Annotated in this window: 14 protein-coding genes; 12 read left to right on the top strand and 2 right to left on the bottom strand. The window is 68.3% G+C overall.

The genetic code is table 11. The features are described from left to right. Nucleotides 1-23: 23 nt before the first annotated feature. The 3 genes from M1M07_RS17580 (at nt 24) to M1M07_RS17570 (ending at nt 3,022) form a co-directional block, all read left to right on the top strand. The gene (locus tag M1M07_RS17580) at nt 24-1,043 is read left to right on the top strand and encodes an Rv2578c family radical SAM protein (RefSeq protein WP_197250463.1); all 1,020 of its coding nucleotides are present in this window, start codon (nt 24-26) and stop codon (nt 1,041-1,043) included. 109 nt (nt 1,044-1,152) lie between these two features. Further along, nucleotides 1,153-1,479 carry a hypothetical protein gene (locus M1M07_RS17575; protein ID WP_248675018.1) on the top strand — a complete coding sequence of 109 codons (327 nt, stop codon included), beginning with the start codon at nt 1,153-1,155 and terminating at the stop codon, nt 1,477-1,479. 154 nt (nt 1,480-1,633) lie between these two features. Further along, nucleotides 1,634-3,022 (top strand): oxygenase MpaB family protein, encoded by a 1,389-nt coding sequence (locus M1M07_RS17570; protein WP_248675026.1) that lies wholly within the window; start codon nt 1,634-1,636, stop codon nt 3,020-3,022. Nucleotides 3,023-3,165: 143 nt separating this feature from the next. Here the strand turns inward: M1M07_RS17570 and M1M07_RS17565 are convergent, their stop codons facing one another. Continuing rightward, a complete protein-coding gene (locus M1M07_RS17565) occupies nt 3,166-3,858 on the bottom strand; it encodes an SDR family NAD(P)-dependent oxidoreductase (protein ID WP_197250460.1) in 693 nt (230 codons plus the stop codon). 144 nt (nt 3,859-4,002) lie between these two features. Here M1M07_RS17565 and M1M07_RS17560 point away from each other — a divergent pair, with 144 nt between their 5' ends. The 8 genes from M1M07_RS17560 (at nt 4,003) to M1M07_RS17525 (ending at nt 13,812) form a co-directional block, all read left to right on the top strand. Continuing rightward, complete coding sequence (locus M1M07_RS17560) at nt 4,003-4,896, top strand: LysR family transcriptional regulator (RefSeq protein WP_197250459.1); 894 nt, start codon at nt 4,003-4,005, stop codon at nt 4,894-4,896. Nucleotides 4,897-5,043: 147 nt separating this feature from the next. Continuing rightward, nucleotides 5,044-6,408, top strand: coding sequence for an MFS transporter (locus M1M07_RS17555; protein ID WP_248675017.1), 1,365 nt, complete (start codon nt 5,044-5,046; stop codon nt 6,406-6,408). A 47-nt stretch (nt 6,409-6,455) separates the two neighbouring features. Further along, nucleotides 6,456-7,397 (top strand): shikimate dehydrogenase, encoded by a 942-nt coding sequence (locus M1M07_RS17550; RefSeq protein ID WP_197250457.1) that lies wholly within the window; start codon nt 6,456-6,458, stop codon nt 7,395-7,397. After that, nucleotides 7,394-9,343 (top strand): FAD-dependent oxidoreductase, encoded by a 1,950-nt coding sequence (locus tag M1M07_RS17545; protein ID WP_248675016.1) that lies wholly within the window; start codon nt 7,394-7,396, stop codon nt 9,341-9,343. Before M1M07_RS17550 ends, M1M07_RS17545 begins: the two co-directional genes overlap by 4 nt. Next, nucleotides 9,340-10,185 (top strand): aldo/keto reductase, encoded by an 846-nt coding sequence (locus M1M07_RS17540; RefSeq protein WP_248675015.1) that lies wholly within the window; start codon nt 9,340-9,342, stop codon nt 10,183-10,185. Before M1M07_RS17545 ends, M1M07_RS17540 begins: the two co-directional genes overlap by 4 nt. Further along, complete coding sequence (locus tag M1M07_RS17535; RefSeq protein ID WP_248675014.1) at nt 10,185-11,273, top strand: Gfo/Idh/MocA family protein; 1,089 nt, start codon at nt 10,185-10,187, stop codon at nt 11,271-11,273. Before M1M07_RS17540 ends, M1M07_RS17535 begins: the two co-directional genes overlap by 1 nt. Further along, nucleotides 11,270-12,997, top strand: a complete 1,728-nt coding sequence (locus M1M07_RS17530) for an FAD-dependent oxidoreductase (protein ID WP_248675013.1) — start codon at nt 11,270-11,272, stop codon at nt 12,995-12,997. The genes M1M07_RS17535 and M1M07_RS17530 overlap by 4 nt, the downstream gene beginning before the upstream one ends. Then, nucleotides 12,994-13,812, top strand: a complete 819-nt coding sequence (locus M1M07_RS17525) for a sugar phosphate isomerase/epimerase (protein ID WP_248675012.1) — start codon at nt 12,994-12,996, stop codon at nt 13,810-13,812. The genes M1M07_RS17530 and M1M07_RS17525 overlap by 4 nt, the downstream gene beginning before the upstream one ends. 186 nt (nt 13,813-13,998) lie before the next feature. On the opposite strand, the gene M1M07_RS17520 is transcribed toward M1M07_RS17525, so the two are convergent. Continuing rightward, the gene (locus M1M07_RS17520; protein WP_248675011.1) at nt 13,999-15,258 is read right to left on the bottom strand and encodes a GAF domain-containing protein; all 1,260 of its coding nucleotides are present in this window, start codon (nt 15,256-15,258) and stop codon (nt 13,999-14,001) included. A 160-nt stretch (nt 15,259-15,418) separates the two neighbouring features. On the opposite strand from M1M07_RS17520, the gene M1M07_RS17515 reads away from it, so the two are divergent. Beyond that, the gene (locus tag M1M07_RS17515; protein WP_197250451.1) at nt 15,419-17,239 is read left to right on the top strand and encodes an NAD(P)/FAD-dependent oxidoreductase; all 1,821 of its coding nucleotides are present in this window, start codon (nt 15,419-15,421) and stop codon (nt 17,237-17,239) included. Nucleotides 17,240-17,298: the final 59 nt, after the last annotated feature.

The raw sequence follows: 17,298 nt of genomic DNA, 5'->3' as shown, positions 1-17,298 counted from the left end.
CGCACAGGTGTTCGACTGAGCGCATGAGGTGGGCGGCACAGACACTGGACGCCGACGACGGCGCGTTGCCCGGATTCGATCGGGCCGGACTCGTCCGCAGCGTGCAGACGCCGGACTTCGAGGGCATCACGTTCCACGAGGTGCTGTGCAAGAGCGCCCTCAACAAGACGCCGGAGGCGTCGAATCTGCCGTTCCGCTACACCGTCAACACCTTCCGTGGATGCAGTCACGCGTGCCGTTACTGTTTCGCCCGGCCCACCCACGAATATCTCGACCTCGATCCCGGCCACGACTTCGACACCCAGCTCGTCGTGAAGACCAACGTCGCGGCGGTGCTGCGACGGGAACTGTCCAGGAAATCCTGGAAGCGCGAACACGTCGCGCTCGGCACCAACACCGATCCGTATCAGCGCGCGGAGGGCCGATATCGCTTGATGCCCGGCGTCATACGTGCGCTCGCCGAGTCCGGCACCCCGTTCTCGATCCTCACCAAGGGCACCCTGCTGCGGCGCGATCTGCCGTTGCTCACGCTCGCGGCCCGGCAGGTCGACGTCGGGGTCGCGGTGTCCCTGGCCGTCGGCGACCACGACCTGCAGCGCCAGCTCGAACCGGGCACCCCGTCGCCTCAGGCCCGGCTCGATCTGATCCGCGCCGTGACCGACGCCGGACTGTCCTGTCATGTGATGGTGGCCCCGGTCATCCCGTATCTCACCGACTCGACCCGGCACCTCGACGAGCTGTTCGCCGCCATCGCACAGGCCGGCGCCTCGGGCGCGACCGTGATCCCGATGCACCTCCGCGGCGCCACCCGCGGATGGTTCCTGTCCTGGCTCGCCGCCGAGCATCCCGCGTTGGTGCGGCGGTACCGGCAGCTCTACGGCCGCAGCGCGTACGTCACGCCCGAGTACAAGCGCTGGCTCAAGGCTCGCGTCGTACCGCTCGTGGAGCGCTACGGACTCGCCGGCGCCGAAGCCGCACACCGGGACGTGCCGTCGCCGGTCTCCGAGCGCCGTTCCGCGGATCCGGCACTCACGCTGTTCTGACCCCTACTGCCGGTCCGCGCGGCGATCCGGGATCCCGGCGCAGCCCACTCGGCCCGGTCGGGCAAGATCGTCTCCTGTCGTGCCGTCGAGGAGATGCGAGGGGTTGTCGGTGAGAAGTCGTGTGGTGGCCGCGGGGTTCGTTCCCGCGGTGGTCGTTCTCGGTGCGATCGTGGCGGGCTGCGGTGGCACGGCCACGGGCGCGACGTGCGACGACTTCGCCGCCCAGGACGACGCCGCGCGCGGCGAAACCGTCCTCTCCCTGCTCGAACCCCACGGCATCTCGTCCCGCGACCTGGAGAGCTATCGCGTCGTCGTCGGCAAGGTCAACGAGTATTGCGGTCTGCGTGCCGGGGCGGCCCGCGAGAGCGGGGAGGCCACGCAGAACAACACGCAGCCGATCGACGCTGCCGTCGACTGGGACAGCTTCACCCACTGACGGTTCCGGCCGTGACGGGGCTCGTCCGGAAGTGAGCGCGTCGACCACTGCAGATCGCATCGGAAGAAACACGCAACGAAACTGACATCACCTGTTTTCAAATGGTGATGCCGTGTGCGACACTGCCTGAAAGTACTACGTGGGGGTGGTTTTCATGACTACGACCAACGAGCGCTCAGAGATCCTCCTCGAAGATGTCGACTTCAACCGGCGAGATCGTCCCGATCGGCCGTTACGGCCCATCCCACCCGGTCGGGACCACTTCGCCGATCAGTGGCGTCACATGCGCGAAATCATGTTCGGCGACTGGATAGACATCGACCGGGAAGTCGAACCCAACGACCTCACGCGCCTGCGTGACGACTATTTCTGGCAACGCGACGAGCACATGATCGGCGTGGTCGAGGCGTTCGAGCGACTCGGTCACGAGCAGGGCCGCGCGCTGTTCGAGCAGGCTCTCACCCAGGGCATCGAAACGCTCGAAAATCCCCCGCACGAGTTCGTCGAGCTCTTCGAGCATCTCGATCAGCTGCCTGCCCAATTCGATCTCGTCGCTGCCGAACGGGGACGGATGCTGGCGATGGCGGCTACCTGGAGTGCCACGTCGATCATCAAAGGGTGGGCACTGTACGAAACAGCAATGACCGGTGACATTTCCGCTGCCACCGGTGCCACGGGACGATTCGCGGACGACGGTCCGCGCCGCTTCATCGAAACAGCCCGGGTATTTGCCGAGTTCAGGCTGCCGGAAATTTTCGATCGCCGTTCCGAGGCATTCCAGGACGTGGTGCGCGTGCGGTTGATGCACGCACTGGCCAGTCGTGGGCTACGCAGAAAATGGGGTGACGACGTCTATCTCAAATTCGGAGAACCGATTCCTGCGACATCGTTGCTCGGATTCGGCAGCGGCATGTTGCTCGGACGGCTCGTCGACCACGCGTTCGGGCGCAGGTTGACCGCGCAACAACTCGAGGATCTCGCCGAATATTCCTCCTACTCCGCGCGTTTGTGGGGAGCTCCCGAACTGCTCCACTCCGCGAACGGTGTGGAACTCATCAAATCGCTGAATTATGTTCTCGCAAGGGGCGGTAACCCTTCGCCCTGGCGTGCTGAACTCGTCGATGCCATTGCCGGTCCCGCACACGTGGAGACCCTGACGGACACGCTTCCCGGTGTGGTCAAGAAATGGGTGTCCCGGTACGCCGATCAGATCATCGCCACCATCGCTCTCGCGCCGGCAGGAGTGGTGTTCGGGTACAAGCAGATCGAAGCCATGGTGGAGGGCACGCACTTCGAGCCGCTCGGATACAACTTCGAACGCCGAGTGCGCTGGTTCGCGCATCTCACCGGATTGAACGTCGCTCTCGCCAGGCTGGCCGACAGCGTTCCCTGGTCCAACCCCATCCGCGAGCGCAGGAACAGAAGCGGGGCAGCCGCGCGCGAACGGGTGGCCATGTTGAACAAGGTCGCCCGCGGTCGGCATATCGCGATGACCTTCACGCAGCACGACCGTTCGACGGCGGGTGAGGGTTTCAGCGGGTAGCCCGGCCGATATCACGTTCTTCGACGAGTTAATGCGTGCGACGGTAGCCGGCGGTCCCGGATGCGCGGGGCCCGCCGCTCGCCAGTGGGATGTGCGAACGCCGGAGATCCCTGGCGACGGCGGAGTCGGTTCGGGATGGCCGGTCAGTACGACGCGCGCCCGCCGCTGGCGTCGTACACGGCACCGGTGGAGAAACTCAGCGCCTCCGACGACAACCACGCGACCAGTTCGGCGATCTCCTCGGGCCGTCCCATCCGCCCCATAGGGGTGAGGCTCTGCGATCGGGCGATGATCGCGGGATCGGTGTCCGCGTTCATCGGGGTCTCCACCGCAGCGGGGGCGACGGCGTTGGCGAGCACGCCGGACGTCGCGACCTCCTTGCCCAGTGACTTGGTCAGGGCGATCACGGCGGCCTTCGAAGCCGAATAGGCGCTCTGGTAGGGGTTTCCGTCCTTGGCTGCGATGCTTGCAAGGTTCACGACGCGGCCCCAGCCGGCGTCGATCATCCCGGGCACGAACGCGCGGCACATCAGGAACGTGCCGTCGACGTTGACGCGGAAGGTGCGGTGCCAGCCGGCGAGGTCGGTGTCGACGAGTAGCGCCGACGGGCCGACGATCCCGGCGCTGTTGACGAGGATGTCGACGCGGCCCACGCGCGACCGTAACCGGTCGACCGCCTCCGGATCGGTGACGTCGAGGTGCTCGTCGGCGCCGGGCGCGAGGTCGGCGGTGACGACGCGAACGCCTGCGTCGGCCAGGCGTTTTGCGCACGCCGCGCCGATGCCGCCGGCGCCGCCCGTGACGAGGGCGATGGCGCCCGATGGGTATGTGGACATGGATATCTCCTCGGGTATCTGGGGATCGGGTATGTGGGAGTAGTCTCAATCTATGTGCGATATCGAAACAATAAGGTTCGCACTGTATTCAAGATGAATATACGGCTGCGGCGTGGCCGTCAACCCGCCGAAGGAGAGGGTCCCGTGGAGATCCGTTGGGTGCAGGCATTCGTTGCCGTCGCCGAAGAGTTGCATTTCGGGCGGGCCGCCGCGCGGTTGCAGATGGCGCAGTCCCCGCTGAGCCAGACCGTGCGCAAGCTCGAGAAGGACATCGGCGTACCGCTGTTCGAACGCAACACCCGCAGTGTGGCGCTCACGGCGGGTGGTCATGCGTTCCTGCCGCACGCGTACCACATTCTCGAGAGCGTCGAGACCGCACGCCAGGCCACCCGCGCGTCCGCGGGAGGCGTGTACGGGCGCATCAAGATCGGATTCACGGGTGTGCTCAACCACCTGTCGCTCCCGCCGCTGACCCGGGCGCTGCGGCAGCGATATCCCGACATCGAACTCACCCTGGTCGGCCGCATCATGACCCGCGATGCAGTCGCGCAACTGGAAAGTGGCGCACTGGATCTCGCGTTCGTCGGCATGCCCGTGCAATCGGCGGGTGTCAGTGCCCGGCTGATCCGGCGCGAGCCGTTCGGTGCGGTGCTGCCGGTCGACCACCCGCTGGCGGGCGAGACCGCGATCGAGCTGCGCGATCTCGCCGAGGACGGGTTCATCACCACGCCGATCTCGGCGGGATCGTCGCTGCAGGAGGTCACGATGCGGGCGTGCCTCGACGCCGGATTCCGTCCGCGGGTGGTCCAGGAGATCACCGATCCGTACATGATCCTGCTGCTCGTCTCGACCGGCGTCGGCGTCGCGCTCATGACCTCGGGCATGGCGCCGATCGCCCCACCGGGCACGGTGTTCGTGCCCCTGACGGGCGAGCCGGTCTACATGCTGCACGGTCTCGGGTGGTCGCCCAAGCGGGTGTCGCCCGCGCTCGAGGTCGCGCTCCGGCTTGCCGAGGAGATCCTCCCGACCCCCGATTAAGATGCAAACGGTCTTTTTCAAAGACTTTTTCGGTATTGGACGCCACATAGTCTTGCGTGACAGTCTCGGTTCGTCCCGGCGAGTGTGAGGGCCGTCTCAGCGGATCGGCCCTCCGTGTTCGTCGGATTCTGGGACGAAAGGAAACCCATGACGAACAGTCACACATCGGATCGCGACGGGCACCGCGCTGCCAACGCCCGCAGGGCCGCCATCTCCGGCTTCCTGGGCAGCACCCTCGAGTACTACGACTTCTTCATCTACGGCTCCGCCGCGGCCCTGGTCTTCGGGCACATCTTCTTCCCCGGTGGCGGCGCGACCGCAACCCTGCTGTCGATCAGCACCCTCGGCGTCGCCTACGTCGCCCGCCCCCTCGGCGCGGTGCTGTGGGGACACTGGGGCGACAAGTTCGGCCGCCGAAACGCCCTCCTGGCGTGCCTGCTCACGATGGGCATCTCGACCTTCGTCATCGGCTGTCTGCCCACCTACGACCAGATCGGCATGGCCGCACCCGTGATCCTGGTGCTGCTCCGGTTGCTCCAGGGCCTGTCCGCCGGCGGTGAATCACCGGGGTCGTCGTCGCTCACCCTCGAACACGCCCCCGCGCGTCGCCGGGCATTCTTCACCTCGTTCACGATGAGCGGCATCATGTTCGGCATCGTCATCTCGAGCCTCGTCTTCATCCCCGTGGCCTCGCTGCCCGACGACGCCCTCTACTCGTGGGGCTGGCGGGTACCGTTCTGGCTCAGCATCGTCGTCACCGTCGTGGCAATGTGGTTGCGCCGCAAGCTCGACGAACCCGAAGTCTTCGAGGAGATTCAGGAGAGCGGGGACACGGCGGCGTTGCCGGTCGTGGAAACGTTCCGCTCCCACTGGCGCGCGGTGATCCGTATCGCCCTCAGCGCCACGTTCGCGATGATCAACACCATCGTCAACGTCTTCGCCCTCGCCTACGCCGTGGGCGTCCAGGACATGGAACGCTCGACGATCCTGTGGGCGATCGCCGCTGCCAACTTCGTCGCCGTACTCACCCAGCCGCTCTTCGGCATCCTCGCCGACCGCATCGGCCGCAAGCCGGTATTCGTGTTCGGTGCCCTCGGTTCGGGCGCCATGGTCTTCGCCTTCTTCCACGCGATCGGAACCGGAAGCACGGCAATGGTGTTCGCCAGCGGAATCGTTCTCATCGGCTTCTTCTACGCGATGCCCAACGGCATCTACCCCGCGTACTTCCCCGAGCAGTTCCCGGCCAGGGTCCGCTACACGGGCATGGCGGTGAGCCTCATGCTCGGACTGCTCGTAGCGGGCTTCACCCCGGCCGTCGCCCAGATCCTGTCGGCCGGCGACGCCGCGAACTGGGTCCCGGTCGCGTCGATGTGCATGGGCTTCGCGGTGCTCGCCGCGGCCGCGGCACTGACCGGACCCGAGACGTATCGCACGCCCACCGAGGAACTCGGAGAACCGAAGCGCCCGGTACCGGCGGTCGCGGCAAACAGCCTCGTTCGCACCGACGCCTGACCGACCGATCCGCCTCGGTGCTCGATCCGGGCACCGAGGCACACCCCATGGAGGAGCACATCGTGTCCACCACTGCTGCGCACCGCATCGGACTCGTCGGTGCCGGTATCGCCTCATCGCTCTCACCCGCACTCCACGAACGCGAAGCCGCCGAACTCGGGCTCACCGGCTACCGTTACGACCTGCTCGACCTCGACACGCGGACCGTGCCGGTCGCGCACACCGCCGAGTTCGTCCGCGCCGCCGTGCGCAAGGGTTACACCGGGCTGAACATCACCCACCCGTGCAAGCAGCTCGTCATCCCGGCCCTCGACGAACTGTCCGACACCGCCCGGCTGCTCGGCGCCGTCAACACCGTCGTCGTCCGCGACGGCCGGCTGATCGGACACAACACCGACCACAGCGGGTTCCTTGCGGCCCTGCAGCGGGGACTTCCCGGTGCCGCGCTGGACTCGGTGCTCCTCGTGGGGGCGGGCGGGGCCGGCTCCGCCGTCGCATACGCGCTCGGCGCAGCGGGCGTGAACGAACTGAGCATCTCGGACGTCGACCCGGCCCGCGCCGCAGATGTCTGCATCCGGGTCGCCGCGGCGTTCCCGGCGGCGTCGGTCACGCCGGTCGCGGCCGCGGACGTCGCCACGGCGCTGCAGACGTGCCACGGGGTGGTGAACGCGACGCCGATCGGTATGACCGGACACCCCGGAACGCCCTTCGACACCGCCGCACTGCGGTCCGGCCAGTGGGTCGCCGACATCGTCTACCGGCCCCTGCGCACCGAACTCGTCTCCGCTGCAACAGCTCTCGGGTGCGAGGTACTCGACGGCGGGCAGATGCTCGTGGCGCAGGCCGCCGACACGTTCGCGCTGCTCACCGGAGTCACCCCCGACGCAGGCCGTATGCGCCGCCACCTCGGCGACCTGATCGAACAACGAGACCTCGCCGCCGCCTCGGCCGGTTCGGCCGCAACCCCGACGACCGAGGAGATGCGATGACCACCCCCGCCTTCGCCCGGCCCCTCGACCTCGGGCCGGTCCGGCTACGCAACCGCTTCGTGTCGGCACCGATGGAACGCAACTACTGCGCCCCCGACGGCACCATGACCGACGACTACATCGCCTACCTCGAACGCCGCGCCGCCGGGGGAGCGGCACTGGTGTTCACCGAAGCCAGCTACGTGCGCGCCGACGGCAAGGGACGCATCCGGCAGATGGGTGTCGACGAGGACGACCGCATCCCCGGCATCGCACGGATGGCCGACGCCCTGCACGCCCACGGTGCACTCGCCGGGGTCGAACTCAACCACGGCGGCCGCACCGCACAGGGCGCGGTCAGCGGATTCGTGCCCGTCGCGCCGACGCCGATCCCGTGCACGGTGGTGGGCGGCGAGATGCCCGAACAACTCGACGACGCCGACATCGAGCACATCATCGAATGCTTCGGTGAAGCCGCGGCGCGGTGCGAAAAGGCCGGTGTCGACGTGATTTCGCTGCACGGTGGACACGGCTATCTCATCCACCAGTTCCTCTCGCCCGCCTACAACAAGAGGAACGACAAGTGGGCCGAGCCCACCTTGTTCGTCAACCGCGTCATCGACGCCGTGCGGGCGATGGCTCCGGGGGTGGCCCTGGGGCTGCGCTTCTCCGCATTCGAAGGCGTCGACGGCGGCCTCGACGCGCGGTCCACCCGCGAGCGCATCGACGCGATCGACACCCACCGCCTCGACTTCCTCGACGTGTCGGCGGGCAATTACGAAGCGGGCCAGTGGATCATCCAGCCGGGCGAATGGCCTCGCGGCCTCCTGGCGCCCCACGCCGCGCCGTACACGCGCGATTTCGACATCCCGGTCGGCGTCGCCGGCCGCATCAGCACCCCCGAGGCCGCAGAACACATCATCGCCTCGGGTCAGGCCGATTTCGTGAGCATGGCCCGCACCCTGCACGCCGACCCCGAGTTCCCGAACCGTGCACTCGCCGGCAGCCGGTACCGACCGTGCATCGCCTGCAACTACTGCATCGACAGCCTGGCCGCCGGGCCCGTACCGTGCTCGGTCAACCCGTGGGTGGGTCGTGAACTCGAGCAGCCCACCGAAGCCGCCGGCATCCCGGTCCGCGTTGCGGTGATCGGAGGTGGACCCGCGGGCCTGTCGGCGGCCCGGGAACTCGCGACCGCCGGACACCGCGTGGATCTCTACGACGAACGTGACACGCTCGGAGGCGATTTCGCGCTGGCCTCGGCCCTGCACGAGTACCCGGAGTACCGCCGCATCGTCGACTGGTATCTCGCCGAGCTCGCCGATCTGGACGTAACGTGCCACACCGGTGTCCGCGTCGAGGCGGACACCCTGGCCGCCGAGGACTTCGACGCGATCGTCCTCGCGACCGGCGGCCGCGGTCCCGCGCTGGACGTGCCCGGTCTGGAGACCCGTCGCGTGCGGGATGTGCGCGACTATCTCGCCTCCGGAGATCCGGCACCGGCGTCGATCACCATCTTCGGTGCCGACCGCGAAGCCGCGGCGGTGGCCGACGACCTGCTGCAGAAGGGCACGCAGGTCGTCATGATCGGCCCGCAGGAAACCATCGCCCACGATGTCGGCCGGCGCGCCAAGATCGTGCTGCTGCCGAGGCTGGCCGCGGCCGCGAACTTCACCGCCCACCTGTCGTCGATCGTCACCCGCGTCGAGGCGGACCACGTGGTGATCTCCACGAACGGCACCGAATCCACGGTGTCCGCCCCGGGTGAGCTGCTCGTTTCCCAGGGCATCGAACCCCGCACCGACCTGCTCACCGCGCTGCGCCGGCTCGCCCCGCGCCTCGGCGTCCACAGTGTGGGCGACGCGAGCGGTGACGGCGGATCCATCCACGCCGCCATCGTCACCGCCGCCGACGTCACCGCCCGTATCACCGCATCCGCACGTACCCGAGTCGAGGCCCTCGCATGAAACCCGAAATCGGCACAGCCGCAAAGACCTACGGCACCGACGTGCGCGATGCACTGCCACCGGTCGGCCTGGGTACCTGGCCGCTGGTCGGGCCGGATGCGACCGCCGCCGTGCTCGCCGGCATCGAAGCCGGCTACCGACTGATCGACACCGCCACGATCTACGACAACGAGGACGCCGTCGGTACGGCCCTCACCACGTGCGGTGTGGCCCGTGACGAGCTGTTCGTCACCACGAAACTACGTGGCAGTGACCATGTTTCGGGCGACATCCGCGGCGCCGTCGAACGCAGCCTCGAGCGGTTGGGTCTCGACTACCTCGACCTGTTCCTCATCCACTGGCCGTTGCCGCGCCTCGACCGCTATGTTGCCGCCTTCGAAGGGATCCTCGAGTGCCGCGACGCGGGTCTCGTCCGGTACGCGGGCGTGTCCAACTTCCTCGAACACCACCTGCGCCGGGTCGTTTCCGAAACCGGTGAAGCGCCCGCGGTCAATCAGATTCAAATGGACCCGACACTCGCCCGGGTTCCGGTGCGCCGCGCCGACAACGAACTCGGCGTGTTCACCCAGTCGTGGAGCCCACTCGGGCGGGGTGAGACGCTGCGCTCGCCGGTCGTCACCGCGATCGCCGACCGCCTCGGCATCACGGCAGCCCAGGTGATCCTCGCGTGGCACCGCGCGCACGACGTGGTTCCCATCGCCCGCTCAGCGAACCCGCAGCGACAGGCGGAGAACCTCGCCGCAGCCCACGTGCGGCTCGAACCCGCCGACGTCGCGGCGCTCGACGACCTCGATCGCGGCGAGAGCGCCGCACGCGATGTCGAACGAGAGGAGCACTTCTGATGTCGCTGCGTACAGGCATCGTCGGATGCGGACGTATCGCCGGTAACCATGCCCGGGCCCTGCAGCAGAGTCCCGGCGTCGAGGTGGTGGGTTGCGCCGACGCCGACCCGGATCGGGCCACCGCGTTCGCGCGGCGGCACGGCATCGCCCACGCCGTCGGCTCGGTGGAGAGGTTGTTCGCGCTCGGCCTCGACGCCTGCACCGTGTGCACCCCGCATCCCGTGCACGAGCAGATCGTCGTCGCCGCGGCCGCGGCCGGCATCCATGTGCTGTGCGAGAAGCCGATCGCGGTGGACGTGGCCGCTGCGGACCGCATGATCGCCGCCGCGGACCGCGCCGGCATCACGTTCGGGGTATTGTTCCAACGGCGCTTCTGGCCCGCTGCCCGGCGCATCAAGGCTGCGATCGACGACGGCCGGCTCGGCGTCCCGGTGCTCGGAGAGGTGTCGGTGCTGCTGCACCGTCCGTCGAGCTACTACTCGGCCGATACCTGGCGGGGTCGGTGGGACACCGACGGCGGTGGCGTGCTCATGACGCAGGCCGTGCACCAGATCGACATGCTGCAGTGGTTCATGGGCGAACCCGTCTCGGTGGCCGGCAGCATCGGCACCCGCTTCCACGGCGACCACATCGAAACCGAGGACACCGCCTCGGCGGTGGTCACATTCGCGTCCGGAGGCACCGCCACGATCACCGCCACCACCGGCGTCAACCACAACCTCGGCAACCGCGTCACCGTCATCGGGGCGACCGGAGCCGTCGCGAGCGTGCTGGAATTCCCCGAGGGTCGCGAAGGCGTGAACGAATTGTGGACGCTGCCCGGCGAACTCGTGCTGAACACCCCCTACGACAGCGCCACCCACGCCAACCTCGACGTCGAGGACGTCAACGCCGGCCTCACCGACTTCCACACCCTGCAGGTGCAGGACTTCGCCGAGGCCGTCCGCACCGGCCGCCCACCCGCCGTCACCGGCCGCGACGCCCGCACATCGCTCGCCGTGATCGAAGCCGTCTACGAATCCGCCCGCACCGGCCGGCCGGTCGCGCCGGCCCCCGCACTCGTGTCCACAACCGAGGAGAACCGATGACCCCCGAACCTTCCACCGACGGGAACACCTTCGACGTAGTGGTCGTCGGGTCCGGCGCCGGCGGGCTGTCCACCGCCGTCACGGCCGCGCACGGCGGCGCGTCGGTCCTGGTGGTGGAGAAGGCCGCCGTGTGTGGCGGCGCCACCGCATGGTCCGGCGGCTGGATGTGGACACCGCGCAACCTGTTCGCGCATGCCGACGGCGTCCACGAGGACCGTGCCCTGCCGCGCACCTATCTCGAACACCGGCTGCGCGACAACTTCGACGCCGCCAAGGTCGACGCGCTGCTCGACGGCGCCCCGGAGATGGTCGAGTTCTTCGAGACGCGCACGACCCTGCAGTTCGTGCCCGGCGCCGGCATCGCCGACATCCACGGCGACACCCCCGGTGCCGGCACCGGGCACCGTTCCGTCGCGCCGAAACCGGTGAGCCTGCGCACACTCGGCCCCGACGTCGCGGCGCTGCTGCGTCGGCAGCTGTACGAGACCTCGTTCCTCGGCATGGGGATCATGGCCGGCCCCGACCTGCAGGCCTTCCTGCACTCGACGCGTTCGGCGAAGGCATTCGCGCACTGCGCGCGTCGTGTCACCACGCACATGTTCGACCTCGTCACCAAGCGTCGCGGTCAGCAACTGGTCAACGGCACCGCGCTCGTCGGTCGCCTGTTGCGCTCGGCGCTCGACGCCGGGGTCGAGTTCCGGGTGTCCACCGCGGCCACCGCGCTCACCACCGACGACGGCCGGGTGACCGGAGTCCGCCTTACCGGTCCCGGCGGGCAGTACACCGTCACGGCCCGTCGGGGTGTCGTCCTCGCGACCGGCGGATTCACCCACGACCTCGATCGGCGCAGGGAACTGTTCCCGCGCACACCCACCGGACGCGAGCACTGGACCCTCACCCCGCCGACCACCACCGGTGACGGGATCTCGCTGGGTGAATCGGTCGGTGGGCGCCTGGACCGAACGCTCGCGTCGCCCGTCGCGTACTGCCCCGTCTCCCTGATCCGATACCGCAACGGCAAGCAGGGTGTCTTCCCGCACATCATGGACCGCGCCAAGCCGGGCGCCATCGGTGTGCTGGCCGACGGCCGCCGGTTCGTCAACGAGGCGCTCGGGTACCACGACTACACGCTCGCCATGATCGAGCAGGTCCCGGACGGTGACGAGGTGTGCTCATGGCTGATCGCCGACGCGCGATACATGAAGTACTACCCGCTGGGGATGGCCAAGCCGTTTCCGATCCCCACCTGGCCGTACCTGCGGTCCGGGTACCTCACCCGCGCCGCCACCCTCCGGGAACTCGCCGCGAAGATCGGTGTCGACCCGGACGGACTCGACAAGACCGTCGCCGTGTTCAACGAGAACGCCCGGGCCGGGACAGATCCCGAGTTCGGCCGCGGATCGACCCCGTTCAACGTCCGGTCGGGGGATGTCGGCAACCCGTGGCCCAATCCATCGCTCGCGCCGCTCGAGAAGTGCCCGTTCTACGCGGTGAAGGTGGTCCCCGGCAGCTTCGGCACGTTCGCAGGGCTCGTCACCGACGCGCAGTCCCGCGTGCTCGACTCCGGCGACGAGCCGATCGACGGTCTCTTCGCCGTGGGGGTGGACCAGGCGAGCGTGATGGGCGGTCACTACCCCTCCGGCGGAATCAACCTCGGCCCCGCCATGACCTTCGGCTATCTCACCGGACGCCGACTCGCCTCGACCACAGGATTCTCCCGATGACCGCCCCGCTCGGACTCGCCGCCCTCACCGTCCTGGACATCCCGCCGCTGCAGCATGTCGATCTCGCCGAACGACACGGCTTCGACACCGTCGGTTTGCGGCTGCTGCCCGCCGCGCCCGGTACCACCGCGTACCCACTGCACGAGAATCCCACCGAACTCGATGCTCTCGTACGCCGACTCGCGGACTCGCCAATCGAGGTCTTCGACGTCGAGATCATCCGCATCGCAGAGGGTTTCGACACTTCGGCCTACCGGCCCCTGCTCGAGGCAGGCGCGCGGCTCGGGGCGCGGGCCGTACTGGTCGGCGGCGACGACCCCGACCGTGCACGGTTGACCGACTCGTACGCGCGGCTGGCGCTGGTGTGCGCTGAATACGGCATCGTCGCAAGTCTCGAATTCATGCCTTGGACAGCGGTTCCCGACGCCAAAGCTGCAGTCGACATCGTCTCACAGGCCGACGGACCCGCACGTAGTGTGCTCGTCGACGCCCTGCACACGGACCGGTCGAGCACGACTCTCGACGATCTCGCAGCGATTCCTCGGGAATGGTTGCACTATGTGCAGATATGCGACGGGTCCCTGCCGGCTCCGACAGCCGACGTTGAACTGATCCGGCAGGCACGTGAAGAACGGCTCGTGCCCGGAACAGGCGGGATCGACTTGCGCGGAATCTGTTCTGCGCTACCTGAAGGACTCCCTGTGAGCATCGAGCTACCCAACGAGCCGTTGCGCCGGGCGCTGGGGGACGATGCGTGGCTCGACAAGATCATTTCTGCGACGAGGAGGACCATCGCGCCGATCCAGGCTGTGTAATGCCGAGTGCCGACTTCGAGAGAGAGGGACCTCGCGATTCCCTCACTATCGGTCCTCGTGATCGACACGGGTGCACATCGGGGCCGGCGTGCTGAGCGCCGGCGCGAAGGTGGCGTTATCCATGTGGTCGGCCATTCGGAAAGACCCCATTCTTGTCGGGTCCTCGTGGTCCGATGCAATGGACATTCACGTGGCCAGTGCCCGCACCCCGGGGCTCGTCGACCGGCGCACGAACGCACATTCGGAGAGGCGCTCCGCGCCGGGCGTTTCGACGACGAGATCGACGGACTCCGTCAGCCGGTAGGGCCGGCTGTCCACCACGGTGCCGAGCGCGCGGCGCAACCGCGACACCTCCGCGCGCACCGCGACGGCATGATCGGCGTCGCCGAACAATGCGTGACCGAGATCGGTGACCGTCATGCCCGCGGGGCCGTGGCGGTGCAGCAGTAGCAGGATCTCGGCGTGCCGCACCGTCACGGAACTGTGCCACGAGGAGTCCGCGCCGGTCACCTCCACCGAGGGAGTCGACGAAAGACGAAGTGTCATCGAGATTCTCGACGTCCGCTCGGCAGGGCGGATCAGCCACCCGTGGGAGAGCTGCTCCGGCATGCACAGCCCGAGGCCGGGGACGGTGATCGGCCGGTCGCCCCGCGGGGCGGCGACTCGTCCGGTGGTCGCGACTCCCGAGGCGTGCGCGACCCATCCGTGGTCGTCGACGAGCAGCAACGGTCCACTGACCGACGCGAGCACCGGCGCCGCACGGGTGCGCAGATGGTCGAGGCGTTGCTCGTGCCGCCGCCACAGCTGGGATTCGGCCAGCCGCACCGCGGTGTCGACCAGCGCGCTGATCGCCGGATGCAGCGTCAGCGCCGGTCCGCTGACGTCGACGATGCCGAGCAGTTCACCGCTGATCGGGTCGTGGACGGGTGCCGCCGTGCAGTACCAGGGATGTTGGCTCTGCTCGAAGTGCTCACCCGAAAACAGTTGGACCGGAGCGGCTTCGGCAAGTGCCGTTCCGATCGCGTTGGTGCCCACGGAGGATTCGGTCCACACGGATCCCTCGCGGAATCCGAGGGCGTCGGCGCGGGCCCGGATCCGCGCGGAACCGTTGCGCCACAGGATCACTCCGTCGGCGTCCGTCACCACCAGAAGCAGCTGCGACGCATCCGCCACCGGCGCGACGATCTGCGTGAGGTCGCCGATCACGGTGGACAGCGGCGACTGCCGGCGGCGGCGTTCGACCTCCTCGACCGGAAAGGGGATGCGGACGTTGCCGCCGGACGGGTCGAGTCCGGTCTCGAACACCCGCGACCACGAGCGGGCGACGACCGCGCGGGGACGCATCGCGGGTTTGCCCCCGCCGATCACCGCGTCGTGCATCCGGACGAGGTCGCGTGCGTGACGCGGCAGATCGGTGCCGGGTGCGATCGCGCTGAAACTGCTCACGGTTCCTCTCCGGTCTCCGGGTATCCCCCGGAGCATAGGCGCCGCGCTGTGGTCTGCGCCACAAGCGCGCGTCCGCGCCGTGCAACGTGATGCAACGATTGCAGCAACCCCGTGCTCGGCTGTGTGCTGGATCACAACAACGACCGGAAGGGGATCCGCCATGACCGACATCCTCGAGCAGCCCACCGACCAGGGCCTCGACCCGCAGCGACGCGTCGACCAGTGGCTGCACGATTTCGAGGCCGCGCTCGCCTCCCGCGACGTCGACGCCGCAGCGGGCATGTTCGCCACCGACAGCTTCTGGCGCGACCTGGTCGCCTTCACCTGGAACCTCAAGACGGTCGAGGGCCGCGACGGTGTCGCGAACATGCTGCACGAGCGGCTCGACGACACCGACCCACGCGGCTTCCGCACCACCGAGCCACCCACCGAGGAGGACGGTGTCGTCAGCGCGTGGATCGCGTTCGAGACGGCGACCGGACGCGGGGAAGGGCACCTGCGCCTCGTCGAGGAGGGCGCGTGGACGCTGCTCACGACGCTGCAGGAGCTGACCGGACACGAGGAGGGCAAGGGCGTGCGGCGCCCGCGCGGCACCACCCACGGTGCCGACCGGAACCGGGTGACCTGGTCCGAGCAGCGCGAGGCGGAGGAACGCGAACTCGGGTACACCCGCCAGCCGTACGTCGTGATCGTCGGCGGTGGTCAGGGCGGGATCGCGCTCGGCGCCCGCATGCGGCAGCTCGGCGTGCCCACCCTGGTGCTGGACAAGCACGACCGGCCCGGCGACCAGTGGCGCGGCCGGTACAAGTCGCTGTGCCTGCACGATCCGGTCTGGTACGACCACCTGCCGTACCTGCCGTTCCCCGACAACTGGCCGGTGTTCGCGCCGAAGGACAAGATCGGCGACTGGCTCGAGATGTACACCCGGGTCATGGAGGTGCCGTACTGGTCGAAGACGACGTGCACGTCGGCGTCCTACGACGAGGCGGCGGGGGAGTGGACCGTCCACATCGAACGCGACGGGCAGCCGCTGGTGTTGCGCCCGAAGCAGCTCGTGATCGCCACCGGGATGTCCGGCAAGCCCAACATTCCGTCGTTCCCGGGCATGGACCGGTTCCAGGGCGAACAGCACCATTCGAGCCGACACCCGGGACCCGACGCCTACGCGGGCAAGAAGGCCGTGGTGATCGGCGCGAACAACTCCGCGCACGACATCTGCGGTGCGTTGTGGGAGGTCGGGGCGGACGTGACGATGGTGCAGCGGTCGTCCACACACATCGTCAAGTCCGAATCGCTCATGGAGCTCGGCCTCGGCGACCTCTACTCGGAGCGGGCGCTCGCGGCCGGCGTAACCACCCACAAGGCCGACCTGACGTTCGCGTCGCTGCCGTACCGGATCATGCACGAGTTCCAGATCCCCGTCTACGACAAGATCCGGGAACGCGACGCCGACTTCTACGACCGGCTCGAAAAGGCCGGGTTCCGGCACGACTGGGGCGACGACGGCTCCGGCCTGTTCATGAAGTACCTGCGCCGGGCATCGGGCTACTACATCGACGTCGGTGCATCCGAACTCGTCGCGAACGGCGACATCAAACTCGCCCACGGCAACGTGCGGGAGCTGACCGAACACAGCGTGATCCTCGAGGACGGCACCGAACTCGAAGCCGACCTCGTCGTCTACGCCACCGGTTACGGGTCCATGAACGGCTGGGTCGCCGATCTGATCGGTCAGGACGTCGCGGACAAGGTCGGCAAGTGCTGGGGTCTCGGCTCGGACACCACCAAGGATCCGGGACCGTGGGAAGGCGAGCAGCGCAACATGTGGAAGCCGACCCAGCAGGAGGGGCTGTGGTTCCACGGCGGCAACCTGCACCAGTCCCGCCACTACTCGCTGTATCTCGCGCTGCAGCTCAAGGCCCGGTACGAGGGCATCCCGACACCGGTGTTCGGGCTGCAGGAGGTGCACCACCTCAGCTGACCCCTCGCCCTCGTGCGCGGTTTCGGTAGCCCCCGCTACCGAAACCGCGCACGAGCGGT

This window comes from Rhodococcus sp. HM1 (assembly GCF_023218075.1).
Classification (GTDB): Bacteria; Actinomycetota; Actinomycetes; order Mycobacteriales; family Mycobacteriaceae; genus Rhodococcus.
Note: the sequence above shows the minus strand (reverse complement) of the source record. Positions and strands in the feature narration are given on the sequence as shown.

Coding starts and splice junctions, on each gene's coding strand:
- M1M07_RS17580 (WP_197250463.1), top strand. CDS start 24: ATGAGGTGGGCGGCACAGACACTGGACGCCGACGACGGCGCGTTGCCC.
- M1M07_RS17570 (WP_248675026.1), top strand. CDS start 1,634: ATGACTACGACCAACGAGCGCTCAGAGATCCTCCTCGAAGATGTCGAC.
- M1M07_RS17565 (WP_197250460.1), bottom strand. CDS start 3,858: ATGTCCACATACCCATCGGGCGCCATCGCCCTCGTCACGGGCGGCGCC.
- M1M07_RS17555 (WP_248675017.1), top strand. CDS start 5,044: ATGACGAACAGTCACACATCGGATCGCGACGGGCACCGCGCTGCCAAC.
- M1M07_RS17550 (WP_197250457.1), top strand. CDS start 6,456: ATGGAGGAGCACATCGTGTCCACCACTGCTGCGCACCGCATCGGACTC.
- M1M07_RS17545 (WP_248675016.1), top strand. CDS start 7,394: ATGACCACCCCCGCCTTCGCCCGGCCCCTCGACCTCGGGCCGGTCCGG.
- M1M07_RS17540 (WP_248675015.1), top strand. CDS start 9,340: ATGAAACCCGAAATCGGCACAGCCGCAAAGACCTACGGCACCGACGTG.
- M1M07_RS17535 (WP_248675014.1), top strand. CDS start 10,185: ATGTCGCTGCGTACAGGCATCGTCGGATGCGGACGTATCGCCGGTAAC.
- M1M07_RS17530 (WP_248675013.1), top strand. CDS start 11,270: ATGACCCCCGAACCTTCCACCGACGGGAACACCTTCGACGTAGTGGTC.
- M1M07_RS17525 (WP_248675012.1), top strand. CDS start 12,994: ATGACCGCCCCGCTCGGACTCGCCGCCCTCACCGTCCTGGACATCCCG.
- M1M07_RS17515 (WP_197250451.1), top strand. CDS start 15,419: ATGACCGACATCCTCGAGCAGCCCACCGACCAGGGCCTCGACCCGCAG.